The sequence below is a fragment of the Bacillus sp. MT94 genome (assembly GCF_058792475.1).
Genome location: NZ_JBXAEZ010000001.1, coordinates 764,692 through 777,456, shown reverse-complemented (window position 1 = coordinate 777,456; position 12,765 = coordinate 764,692). Strand labels below are relative to the sequence as shown.

Annotated in this window: 8 protein-coding genes and 3 pseudogenes; 1 reads left to right on the top strand and 10 read right to left on the bottom strand. The window is 31.5% G+C overall.

Going from position 1 to position 12,765, the window contains the following annotated elements; all coding sequences use genetic code 11:
* Positions 1–216 precede the first annotated feature (216 nt).
* Positions 217–402, top strand: a complete 186-nt coding sequence (locus AC1Q51_RS03700) for a hypothetical protein (RefSeq protein WP_098014517.1) — start codon at positions 217–219, stop codon at positions 400–402.
* Between the two features lie 367 nt (positions 403–769).
* Here the strand turns inward: AC1Q51_RS03700 and AC1Q51_RS03695 are convergent, their stop codons facing one another.
* The 10 genes and pseudogenes from AC1Q51_RS03695 to hblB all read right to left on the bottom strand — a co-directional run bounded on the left by AC1Q51_RS03695 (position 770) and on the right by hblB (position 12,508).
* Positions 770–1,276 (bottom strand): GNAT family N-acetyltransferase, encoded by a 507-nt coding sequence (locus tag AC1Q51_RS03695; RefSeq protein ID WP_000470143.1) that lies wholly within the window; start codon positions 1,274–1,276, stop codon positions 770–772.
* Between the two features lie 252 nt (positions 1,277–1,528).
* Entirely contained in the window at positions 1,529–2,176 is a 648-nt protein-coding gene (locus tag AC1Q51_RS03690) for a lysozyme family protein (RefSeq protein WP_098014513.1), read from the bottom strand.
* 417 nt (positions 2,177–2,593) lie between these two features.
* A pseudogene (locus AC1Q51_RS03685) lies at positions 2,594–2,841 on the bottom strand (YxeA family protein).
* A 762-nt stretch (positions 2,842–3,603) separates the two neighbouring features.
* Positions 3,604–3,834 (bottom strand): annotated as a pseudogene (locus AC1Q51_RS03680) (RNA ligase family protein); the annotation flags it as partial.
* A 143-nt stretch (positions 3,835–3,977) separates the two neighbouring features.
* Positions 3,978–5,057: a Ger(x)C family spore germination protein gene (locus tag AC1Q51_RS03675; protein WP_000832858.1), complete on the bottom strand. Its 1,080-nt coding sequence runs from the start codon at positions 5,055–5,057 to the stop codon at positions 3,978–3,980.
* A 2-nt stretch (positions 5,058–5,059) separates the two neighbouring features.
* Positions 5,060–6,142 carry a GerAB/ArcD/ProY family transporter gene (locus tag AC1Q51_RS03670; protein ID WP_000809705.1) on the bottom strand — a complete coding sequence of 361 codons (1,083 nt, stop codon included), beginning with the start codon at positions 6,140–6,142 and terminating at the stop codon, positions 5,060–5,062.
* A gap of 20 nt (positions 6,143–6,162) precedes the next feature.
* Complete coding sequence (locus tag AC1Q51_RS03665) at positions 6,163–7,662, bottom strand: spore germination protein (RefSeq protein WP_000802303.1); 1,500 nt, start codon at positions 7,660–7,662, stop codon at positions 6,163–6,165.
* A gap of 361 nt (positions 7,663–8,023) precedes the next feature.
* Positions 8,024–10,429 carry a PAS domain S-box protein gene (locus AC1Q51_RS03660; protein WP_492331379.1) on the bottom strand — a complete coding sequence of 802 codons (2,406 nt, stop codon included), beginning with the start codon at positions 10,427–10,429 and terminating at the stop codon, positions 8,024–8,026.
* A 430-nt stretch (positions 10,430–10,859) separates the two neighbouring features.
* Positions 10,860–11,087 (bottom strand): annotated as a pseudogene (locus AC1Q51_RS03655) (hypothetical protein); the annotation flags it as partial.
* Positions 11,088–11,107: 20 nt separating this feature from the next.
* A complete protein-coding gene (gene hblB / locus AC1Q51_RS03650; protein ID WP_098840027.1) occupies positions 11,108–12,508 on the bottom strand; it encodes a hemolysin BL regulatory component HblB in 1,401 nt (466 codons plus the stop codon).
* Positions 12,509–12,765: the final 257 nt, after the last annotated feature.

The following is a 12,765-nucleotide window of genomic DNA, read 5'->3' as shown; positions in this document are numbered from 1 at the left end:
CATGATAACTAAGAAACAGAAAACATATAACACCAAATAACAGCCCCCTATTCTCCTCCTACAGCTAATACCTGTTTAACCCAACTCTTAAATTTTTGATTACTGTAAATCGCTTGCACTCTTTCCATATTTCCTCCTATTAAGGAGAACTCTTAAAGACTCTCACCTCGCTATAGTACCATTAAAAAATGAATAATAGAGATCCAATGTATAAATATGCAATATTGCATACAAAAATGTATTGTTATGATTATAAACGCTTACTATGATGAGGTTATAAAAATTTATCACATCTTAATACGAAAAAGAGGAGAGAATAATATGGAAATCGCAATGGCAGTTTTAAAATTTATAGGTGGAGCAATCCTATTAATTCAAGAACTTCTAAAAGCATTTATGTAAATTCACTATTTAGCAATTATTTATAAAAATTATCATACAAATAATCTGTATATCAAAAATAAATTGACTTACATATCATTTGCGTGGTCAAGGTCCCTTTAACATGACTAAGGGGACTTTTTTAAATTTTCAAATAATTAATGTTACGTCACATCACCATCAAGTTAGCAAAATAAAATGAAACTTTAACTTGATGGTGATGGGGGTAACAGTTGTGATTTAGAGATAAGATCAGATTATACAAAGTTTTGCACGTCAGCGATACCGGAAATAAAGTTCGCCTTTAGTAGCAAGGATCCCCAATAAAGATAGCCAACTTGCCTATTTAAGAATAGGAGTGTCAATTTAAATGATGCGTTCCAAGGCACTACTCTTCTTCTAAAATAGCGTAATAATATTCATCCCACCATTCATTCCCATGTGGTATACACTTCCTGAAATAGCCTTCTCTTCTCATCCCAATCTTCTCCATTACTCGATATGATGGGGTATTTTGTGGCTGACATGTAGCTATAATCCTATGTAATTTCATTTCCTTAAAGCCATATTTCAAAGTAGCTTTTGCTGCTTCAGAAGCATATCCTTTATTGAAATATTTAGGATTGAACACCCAACCAATCTCATATGTATGCTCACCAAAATATTTATGAAAGACTATATGGCCAATCAGAATATCTTTATCAATTAATACTACAGGAAAGTTCTTAGCGTTTTCACCAATGTTTTCATTCACAAAGTTTCTTGTATTTTCTTCAGTAAAGACCCCTTCAGGTATGTATTTCATAACATTGATATCTGATGTATACTCATGAACAGCTTGCCAATCTTTGAACTCAAATTTTCGTATTAATAATCTTTCTGTTTTTATAAACATTTACTTTTCCCCCTCAAAAAATTGCAATTATATTTAAACTCCACTTTCAAGGTGAAAATACGGGCCAAATAAACTATCTTACAGCTTGAATTTAGAAACTTTAGGGGTAATGCTTTGACAAATATATTATATAACAAATATTAACATCCACGGGATTTGTTTTTGAAAATTATGCGAACTAAGAAAGAAAGTAGTTTTTTCTTAGATATTATTGTTAATAACTGATGGTATCATTATATTTCATTCTGCAACTTATTTAGAAAAGCTATGTACATTTCGAAGAAGTTCTTCAATAAGTTTTGTTTTTTCATTTACCTTTGTGGCATATGTGAAATCACCATAACAATATGGATACCTAAAATTATTTTTATTTTCACCACAAGTATACATCGCTGGATTTTGATCAACTTTCATCTTAGAAAATTTTTTGGCCGAATCCTCCGAGTGTTGTTTAACTTCTTGACTAGCAATAAAATCAATATACCCTGGCCCCATATTATAACTTTGAATAATTGTATCTATGCTAACATCTTTGTCCGTTCCATATTTGTACATTTTAGCAAAGTGCTTTACCCCTTGTTTAATGCTCAAGCTTGTCTCTTGAATTTCATTTGGCTTTAATCCAAGTGATTCGGATGACTGCATAGGGTCGTTTCCCTCACCTCTACTCTCTTGATACATAATTCCTAATAAAACTGGTGTTTTCTCTCCTAAATTATATTTTTCTAATTCTTTTTTTAAGGTAGACTCATATTGCAATACACGTTTTTCGGTGGCTTGCGCTTTATTTTGTTGAATATTGGTTTTATGATTAAAATATAGCATTCCAAGTATTGTTCCTAAGCCTAAAATACTAATAAGGAACGCTTTTATAATTTGATTTTTACTTGTATCCTTCATATATTCCTCCTCGTATAAGAAATTCAATTTTTCAAAGGTAATTGGTTATCTACAAACTATGTAATGAACACCTATCTCCCGCCCTTTTTAGACTCATACATCAATACTTTAAGGTTTCAAGTTTAATATAAAAATTTAAAGATAAGGTAAAGATAAGATAAAGATAAGATAAAATAAAAGGTATTTTTAGCGTACTTTAAAAGATATTGCTACAAACGGATATATGGCACAACTTGTTGATATGAATGGATTTAGTGATAATTGAAAGGTTATTGTACAAGTTATTAATTATGGAGATATTATTCCAGAAGATTTAACCTATCTTTTCAATATTCTTTATATAAAAACTACAACATAACATATAATAAAAAACGGCGGACCCTCAACCTAGAAGAATCCACCATCACAAATAAATGATTATTTCACACCTAGTTTTTCTTTTGCTTTCTTCGGGAGCTCGTCTTCCTGCACTTCCTCCCAAGCTGTTACACCTTTTTATCTGAATAATATACACGTAGGAATGCTTCTTTACGAAGATTCTTTTGTGCAATAAATTCTAACTCTTTTTCTTTACCTTCCTTATCAAAACCCGATAATGTATATTCATACTCCTTTCGCGTCACTTTACCATCCATAGATTTTGAAACTCCTCCTTTTCCATCCATGGCAATTTAAACGTAATATTCACCTTTACCAATACAATTGATATCACACCAAACTAAAACACTTGCAAATACAACTTCCTTATTTTTTACGTACCTGTGTATTTTTATCTTTTTACTCACTTTTATTTTTCTTTCTTAACTAACTTATTTAAGATAATCTCATATAAATTAATTAACGAATTAATGCTATTTGCGACATAAAAAAAGAGAGGCGTCTGCCCCCTAATGATTAGGCCTACGCTACCTTCTTTCTTCACCTTCCCATAGAATTTGTTAACATTATCATCCTTCTCCTAACTAAGATCTTTTACTTTTACTAATTTCATATGAGAAATTCCCTTCAATTGTATACACCAAGAATGAGATTTGATAGAAGATACTTGTCTTCATTTTGACTTTTCCAAAATACGAATAATATACCATTCGTTAATAGTCTGATTCGACTTTCCTTATTGAAACTGGAATATTTAGTAAAATGAATTAAACACGCAAATAACTTGATATCGTATCTCATGATTTTTAAGAATGATTCTGTTTTTCATTGTAGTAGTAAAGTTGTTTATCTCATATTGAATTACCTTTCATTTTTCTTACAAGCTCGCAATGTTTTTGAAAATACAGTTTATAAAGCCGAGAATTATTATTTTTTGAGAGATAGCATTGAGGAGTTTTTCATATGCACTGTACTATACGGTACTAGATTCCCGTACAGATTTCATTTACAATTCATTGTATTTTCTCTACCGTTCACTAAGTTAAAATGGAATAAATTACCTTTTCATTGTAAGGGCCCCTATATAACAATGGAACGTGTGCAAGGCCTAACTTTTTACACCATGCAACTGTTGCATCCCACGATAAACATTCATTTTTCTCATTCCATATTGAAAAGACATAAAAATAGGACGTCAGTGCTATATAGTGAATACTATGACAAGCATACACATTTTCACCACATATCCGCCAGCCTTCTGGAATTCTATACCCCATATTAGTGATATGGCTATAAAAGTATAAAAACTATTAACAAAGCATCTTAATGTTTATGAAATGCTTTGTTAATAGTTTCTCTTCTCCCTAATCTCCTGCGAGACTATATTTTTTTATTGAAATTTTCCATATCTTATTTGATTTATTTATTCTGTAACACCAGATTGGGTTACTTTTACATCAGCTGTTACACGAAAACGTAAATGTTTATAGGATTCTTCCCATTCTTGACTGTTCCATTTTCTTACGTGAGTTCTACCAAGCTTTCTAAGTCCTATAGGATCTGTGTCTTTTTTAATAAATCTCTTTATCAATGTAGTTGCTTTTTTTTCTATTTCTTTTTCCATAATTTTTTCTAATTTTTTTATTTCTTTAGGATTATCTAGATTTTTTGTTTTTGTAAATTCTTGAATTTCAGCTTTAACTTGAATATGAGCATTTACGAATGGATGCTTACTATTCCCCTCCATCTTATATTTTGTTCTAGCTTTTATATTCTCTATCGTGGCATAAGTGTTTGAAGAACCAGGTAGTTTGAATTGGTATGTACCTTGTTTAAAATTATCTGTCAACAATTTAAATACAAATAAATCTTTAGGGTTCACTTTATCAACCATTTTACATCTTTTAAAAAGTGCTATTCCATTTAACTCCAACACATTCCCTTTTTTAGATATCATCGGTAAATAGGAATCTCTCGCATCATCATCAAGTTGATTTAAAAACATAAAAAAGTTTGTTTTTGGTTGCGTTCCATTGTTCATATTTTGCTCCAGTAAAGAGGATAGATAAGAAGCAATTTCTTTTTCTTTAGAATAGTTCCCCTTTAATAGTGATTCCCCTTTTACATTTGTAATTGCTAAATAAATTGCATTTCCTACACTAGGATTGCGGTTCAAAGTCTCTAAAATTTCCTGCATTCCCTTTTCAATTATTTTTTCATTAAATATAATAACACGCAATTGACCCAACTCTAGAGGTCCAGAAGATTTTTCGGATGCTCTTGCAAGAACTTCTCTACCAGTCTGGCCTGATGCTGAATAGATTTTTGTTTCACCTTCCCCGCCTCCTTTATAAGCTGAAATCGCAAAGGTTCCTTTTAGCTTACCTTCTGCTTCAGTATCATATGCCGCAACTTGAACTAAATCAATGTCATCCACAATTTTTGTTTTAGCACAACCTATCAAGAAGACACCCAATATAAGGAAAAGTATCCAGCGCTTCATATTTATCTCCTTAACTTTATTTTGGCCGTTTGAATTAGCCATAGTACAGGTAGGTATACATATATATATACAAAGCCAATTTGACCTGTCCAAGTATTTAATAAGTTAATTTTATTACGGTTATTCAAGAAAAATGACAAAATAAAGATGAATAGGATGATAACTGGCAAAACATATTTTTGCTTTATTCCCAGTGCCTCTTTTATACCACGACTTACTCCCCATAATGTAAAGGAAACATTCGGTAATATAAAAAAAGCCCAAACAGAAACAATAATGTATTCAAACCGCTCTATAAAGGGAAATTGTATAATTTTAATCATGCTTAAATATGCCCATATCGCGTTCGCAAGTTGCTTTTCACTAAAAAACGCAAGAGTTAAAATCATAAGGTATGTGTAGACAATAGTCGTTACTAAATTTGCATAGTGCGCATATTTTTGAGACGTTCTTGCCTTTTTAATAAATGGATAGTACAACAATAACATTTCAAATCCAAAAAAACTAAACATATTTCCTTTCATTCCTTTCATAATTTCTAGGAATGAATGCTGTGCAATTGGAAATAAATTCTGGAAATCTGCATACTGCAAAGGATAAAAAAATGTGAAGATTAGAATGCTTGGGATAACGATTCCAAAGAAGCCGATTCCGGCAACTACACGAAATCCTCCAGTCACAATGTAATAACATAGACCCAAAAACGCCCCCGCTATAACCCAAGATGAAATTGAAGGAAACATCCAAACATGTACTACTTCGATATAAGTATGTAGTGTTGTTGCACCTAACAATACAATATAGGATAAAAAAATGAAGTTGAGCAATCCACCAATCCATTTTCCAAGTACGTTTTGATTGATTGCAATGATGTCTCCATTGCCCTGATTTAAAATCTGATATATGATCCAAATCATAAGATTAACAGATATTCCAAAAAGTAGCGTGCTAATCCACGCATCATTTCCAACTAATTTTGCACTAATCCTTTCAAAACCAAGCATACCAACTCCCATCTGTATAGTAATAATTAAAAAAAATACCATATATGGAGAGACTTGATACTCAATTGGGATCTGTTTCATAATGCTCCTCCCTGTTAAATTCAATCATCAAAATCATTTCTTGATAGTATTTTATTTTTCTCTACCTCTTCTGGATTAAAGCGAAAACGCTGTTTAGACCTTGAAAAAATAGGACGTCGAAACATCGCTGAGATCGGCATACGTATAATACTGTCTTTCCAATCTGTAGGGCGTGTAGGATAAAAAGGAAACAAATAAGGACGTCTTAATGATTCTGTACGTAATAAACGTGCTAAAAGCAAAGAGCTTGTTAAAACAATTCCTAATAAGCCCAATAGGTGTGCAGATATTATAAAAGGAAAACGAATTACTCGAATTGTATTACCAATACGATATATTGGTGCTGTAAATGAACTAAGAGCTGAAAGTGCAACAATGATAATAAGTACGTTACTTGTAAGACTTGCTTCTACCGATGCTTGTCCAATCACAATACCACCTACTATACCGACAGTTAAACCCACTTTAGTTGGTAAACGTGCCCCCGCTTCTCTCAGTAATTCAATTGTTATTTCTAAAAAAAGTGCTTCAATTAATGGAGGAAAAGGTACTTTACTTCTCGATATGATTAACGTTTCAAGAAGTTCTTTTGGGATAAGCTCGTAATGATATGTTAAGATCGAGACATATAATGGCGTCGTTAAGACAGAAAATATAAAAGCAAAAAGCCTTAATAGACGAAAAAAAGAGGCTATAATCCAAGGCATGGTGTAATCTTCTGTCGTAGAAAAAAAATCAATTAATGTTGTTGGAAGAGTGATGGCATAAGGCGAGCCATCTACAAAAAGTGCAATTTTCCCTTCTGCTAATACAGCTGCCACACGGTCCGGACGTTCTGTATTCAAAAATTGAGGGAATATAGAATTCGGGTTGTCTGCAATTAACTGCATCAAATAAGTACTATCCAAAACATGGTCTGTTTTTATTTGACTTACCCTTTTTATAATTTCTTGTAGATTTTGATCATTTACAATTCCCTCAATAAATACAATCGCAACAGTTGTGTTAGAGAGAGATCCTACTTTCAATTCTTTCATTTGTAAATAAGGTGTTGGAAGCTTTCTACGTACTAAATTTAAATTTACATCTAAATCTTCGACAAATGCGATTTGCGGACCCACAATATTATATTCAATTTCAGCTTTTGTAATATCCCTTTTTTCTTTCTTTGACACATTTACTAACAAACAATTTAATTTATCTGTATCGAACTGAATAAGTATATAGCCATTTAAAATACTATCCTGAATATCTTCCATTTGATTTGTTATTTTTGAATTCTCAAAAGGTAAGACAGAGTGAATATCTTGTAACGAATCGAAGCTCTTCTCTTTTATATAAGTCAAAACCTCTTCATGAAATATATTTACATCGATTAATGTTCTAAAATATGAAATGACTATAGAGGAATTATTAGAAGCAATTTCCAACGTTATAAAATCTTTAGATTTTTTTAGTAATTGCATTAATTCCTGCAAAGATTTTATAGAGTGAACAGGTACTTTTTCATGTGGTTTCAATTGATAATACCCTTCCTTTCAAAAAGAACCTATATATAGTTTTTAGAAATTTCTATTTTAAAAATGAGGGATATTTATATGTCAATATGCTCATTAAAAATAATTCCTTTTTAACTAACTTAACCAAAATTAGTTAAAAAATGTATTACGAGTAAAAATTTGAAATGTCTCCAAGAAAAATTACAATATTAAAAACATCCTTTCTTTTGGTTCTAAAGAAAGGATGTTTTTATAACAGGTTTTTTCAAGTGTCTATTCTATAGGGTACATTTACCAGTATTCTTCTCTTTATTATTTCATTAAGTAACATTAGCATTACATTTTGTATGGTTTCTTAAAAAATTTCAGTAAAAAGAATATATTAATTTTGAAGTGTACAAATAGGGAGCGTGACTTCAACTATAGTCCCCTTATTCACTTCACTCTCAATAAATACCTTTCCCTGATGTGTTTCAATGATTTTATAACAGATCATTAACCCTAAGCCAATCCCCTCTTCTTTAATACTATAAAAAGGTTCTCCGAGGTATGGTATACGTTCTTTTGGAATCCCACACCCTTGATCGATAAAACGAATACTTACTTGATTATTATCAAGTATATTTAATTGAATGAGAATTTCTCCTCCCATCGGCATAGATTCAATTGCATTTTTTAATATATTAACAAATACTTGCTTTAATTGATTTCCTTCACATGAAATCAATGGAATACCAGGGTTAAGATCGATTCTAAATTTTATATTATGCATCATTGCTTGAGGTTGTAGTAGCATTAAAACTTGATCCATTAGCACATTAATGTTATTAGGTTGCATTTTTACCACCTGTGGTTTGGCTACCGCCATAAATTCAGTTGTAATGCTCTCTATACGCTCAATCTCTGATGATACTATATTAATATAACCCTGATTATTCTCACTTTCCGTTGATTTTAGTAATTGCATGAACCCTTTCATTGCAGTTAATGGATTATTAATCTCATGAGCCATTACAGTCGCTAATTGTCCTACAACAGCAAGTTTTTCAGATTTTCGTAATAATTCTTCTGTTTTTAGCCGTTCAGTGATATCACGAGAAATACTTAGGAAAACTTTTTTACCATTTAAGTTAAAAACACGAACACTAAACTCAGTTGTTATTACTTTTCCTGTTGGAAAAACATATTCATCTTGCAAAGTGAAGGAAGTTTGTCCTTTTTTAATTTTTTCTAATAACCTTACGATCATTTGAGAATCTTGTGGTACTATATTTGAAAATGATAATGAGAGCAACTCTTCTCTACTATATCCAAACCTTCTACACCCAACAGGGTTTACCTCAATAAATCGACTTGGAGCATTCTCTTCATTCAGCTCTACTACATATACCGCATCAGTTGCTTGTTCGATTAGTGCACGGTACTTCATTTCACTATCTCTTAATTGCTGGTGTAATCGATGTCGTTCTCTTTCTGCTTGTTTTCTTTCAGAGATGTCTCTACATATTGCTGATAAAGCTATCACATTTCCTCTTACATCTAGTATAGGAGAGACAGTCAGACTAACATCAAGAAGACTCCCATCACTCCTTTGTCTAACAGTTTCTAATCTAGTAACCACAGATTCTCCTGTTAGAATTTTCCGAATATTTCTAAGCGATTCTTCCATTAAAAAATCTGGTACACAAGGTAATCTCTTACCTATGATTTCTTGTGATGACCACCCAAATATCTTTTCATAAGCTTTATTCGCTTGTAAAATATGCCCTTCTCGATCAGAAATGGTAATAGCATCTAGATTGTGCTTTATAAATGATTCCAATAATTCTTTGGTAGCGCTTAATTCTGATTCTACCTTTTTCCTTTCGGTTATATCAACTGTAGAACCAACAACTTCAATAACTTGTCCATTTCGTTTAATCGGCCTAAGCGCAATAAGAATAATAGTTTTATCATTTGGCCAAGGTAATTCAAATATAATTTCTTTTCCTTCCCATGCCTGAAGATAGTACTTCATCAATTGTGGAACTAAATGTGGAGGAACAATAGAAGCATCAATAGTACGTAAGCTTTTTCCTACCACCTGTTCAGAATAAAACCCGTTTTGATAATAAAACTGTCCATCACATAAAGTGTGTATAAAGTGCTTACCCACTTTTTTAAATTTAAAAATTCCTCCTTGAAGCTCATGTACGGTATCTGCAAGTTCTTGCTTCGATTTTTTTAATTCTCGATTCATTTTAGATAAGTCCTGTGTTAAATAATACAATCTCTGGTAGGCTTCCATAAGAAATAGCCCAATTAAAAGTCCTAACGCTATATATAATAGGCCTCCTGTGTAAAGTAATGTAGTATTAAATAATACGCCAACTAACCACTTTATTCCAATAAAAACAGAAAAATATAACGATGCACTTTTAAAAGGATGTAGTTTTTTAAAATAAGTTTTAAAAGTAGAAAATAGAATCCCCATACCTAAATAAGCAATCACAGGAGGTTCCCAATACCCTCCAGTGTAAAAGATGCGCATTACAATTATGCTAATTAACGTAATCCAACCAGCAATACGACCAAAGTAAATAAAAGATAGAATAAGAGGAACAACTCGAAGATCGTAGGAAAATCCCATGTATGGAAAAGAAAAGAACATTAACGTAACTGCAATAATCCCTCCATAGAGCTTTTCGAAATATCGACTAGAATTAATTGTAAACACTTGAATAAATATTGCTGCGCTAACTAATAAAGAAAAAATAGAAAGGTTGATGAAATAATCTTTAATAATCATGTAATGTCCCTCCTTGCATTAAGTGTATTCGACAAAAAAGCTAAAAATCCTACAAATTGTATAAACAGTTCAAATGCATAAATTTTAAACTAGGATAAAATCTGGAAAAGTAAATAAGGAGCACAGCAGATGAGATATTTTAATGAAAAATAGTTCAAAAAAGATAATAGTAACCGTTGACTACTATTATCTTTTTTCTTTAAGTTATCGTAATACGTATGAAACTCTAAGGGACGTGGTATGTCATTTCATCAAACAATGATTATATGCTGAGTCATGAATATAGAAACTTCAACAGTAATTTTTGAAAAATAACATAAAAAACAAAACTATCTTTGAAAATGAAAAAAATCTATATAAATGTCAACTAATCTATGTACAAAAACGTTCACTTAATTTTGCATAAAGTCACTCCACTTAGGAAGCTAAGTAGTTCTTCAAGGTCGATAAGAACACCTGTAGATGCTTCAGGATAACTACATAATTGTATGAGTAATGTACTTGAAACCTTTCGGTAAAACCATACACATAATACAACTAACTCCTTGGTTCAATATTTACTTTTTCGCTGAACAAATTCTTTTTCTTGAGCAAAATATTCTAGGATATAAGGAGATTTTTCAATTAACTTGGTGTCTAGTTTATTCTCCAGCTCCAATTACTTCGTTACTTTCAGATTCAGTTCATTATATTTTGTACTTTGTCTTTATACACAACATATTCTTTACCATCCACTACTGCTACTACCGCAAATTCATCATTTGGATTGAATGAAAGCCAATCAGCCCACATGTTAGTATTAGCCCCTCCACTCCACATATTATGAACAGTGTTTTTAGTTAAATTCATAACTTTATAAGACGCATTTGGCGCATTTGTTCCAGTCTTTATTTCAAAAGTGTATGCGTTATGAATTTTTTTATAAAAGTAGAAAACGTTTGATGGACGAAGCTGATTCAAAAAATCATGTTCTTTTTTCTCTGCAATTTTTATCCCTTCTTGTAAAGTGACAACATCTGTTTTTAATGTTTTCCAACTGTTTTTCGCTGCATTCAAGCTAGGGGTTAAGAATTTATATTTATTTTGATCAGCTTTTTGATCAGCTTTATCAATATGTCCCAGTACACCCGAATATTGAGAATCTAAATCCTCCCATTGCGTAGACATATAAGTAAGAGCAGTGATAGCACTATCAAGCATACTATGCATATCACTAATATTATGAAATGCAACTCCAACTACACGATTCAATGTTATTTTATAATCTACAGTCTGACGCAATTTTGCTAATTCAGGTTCTAGCCAACCTAACTTACCTCTTGCATCACCTATCATTATGCCACCAGCAATCAAGGTTGGAATAAAGGGGATTTTCACCATGTCTAACCCCTTAGATTCTATGTCTTTCTGGTATTTTACTTGTCCTAAAAGGTCCTCTAGACGCTTTTGGTCAGCCTCCACATCAGCACCTTGGTTTTTTAAAATCGATTGCAATGTCTCTTTATGACTTCCAAATGTTCTAACATCTTCTCCAATAGCATTTTTTAATTGAATTAATTCTTCTATTAATGCTTTTGCAGACTTTTGATTTTGTTGAATTCCTCCCTGTAAATCTGTAATCCCTTTTTTTAAAGTATCTCCAGTTCCATTATTAATCGCCTCTACTAATGTTTCATAATAATTTTCAAATTTTGTATCGTATTCTATAATGCCTGTCAATGTATCAAAAAGCTGTTTTTTTACTTGTGTATTCCATGTAACAGCATGTGCTCTTGCATTCTTTTGATCTTGTACAATTTTACTAGGTAAATCTGCATTTCCATTAATAGTTATTCCTTCAAAACTCACATCTGGATTATTAATTAGCAAATAAGAATATTCATTCATAGCTTTTGCAAATAAACCAGCATCTTGCAAAGCTTTTTTCATCTGTTCTTCATTTGCTGAAAGAGACATATTTTCAGTGTTCGTTTGTTCAATTTCAATTGCAAAAGTTTCTAGTGGTATGACTACATAAGTAGTTGTTATAGTTAAAAACGCTGATACAGCGAGTAGTTTATTAGGGATTTTTTTCATCATTTCGTAGTCCTCCTATATATAAGGTATGGTTTCAAATTCTAATCTTATTAAAAAGCGATGTCTTTCAAAATGAGTTCTACATCTTTTATCAGTATCGTTTGAACTTTCTTTAGCAGCCTTCAAATCATTAAGTATTAAAGAAAATGTATATCATCTGCTTCAAATTAACCAATTCTGTTGCAAATTTTAAAAAAGCAATTAAACTACAAGGTTATTTTTTATTCGAATCATACTTATATATAATTGAAAGGCGAAGT

Coding starts and splice junctions, on each gene's coding strand:
- AC1Q51_RS03695 (WP_000470143.1), bottom strand. CDS start 1,276: ATGTTTATAAAAACAGAAAGATTATTAATACGAAAATTTGAGTTCAAA.
- hblB (WP_098840027.1), bottom strand. CDS start 12,508: ATGATGAAAAAAATCCCTAATAAACTACTCGCTGTATCAGCGTTTTTA.
- AC1Q51_RS03670 (WP_000809705.1), bottom strand. CDS start 6,142: ATGAAACAGATCCCAATTGAGTATCAAGTCTCTCCATATATGGTATTT.
- AC1Q51_RS03690 (WP_098014513.1), bottom strand. CDS start 2,176: ATGAAGGATACAAGTAAAAATCAAATTATAAAAGCGTTCCTTATTAGT.
- AC1Q51_RS03660 (WP_492331379.1), bottom strand. CDS start 10,429: ATGATTATTAAAGATTATTTCATCAACCTTTCTATTTTTTCTTTATTA.
- AC1Q51_RS03700 (WP_098014517.1), top strand. CDS start 217: ATGCAATATTGCATACAAAAATGTATTGTTATGATTATAAACGCTTAC.
- AC1Q51_RS03675 (WP_000832858.1), bottom strand. CDS start 5,057: ATGAAGCGCTGGATACTTTTCCTTATATTGGGTGTCTTCTTGATAGGT.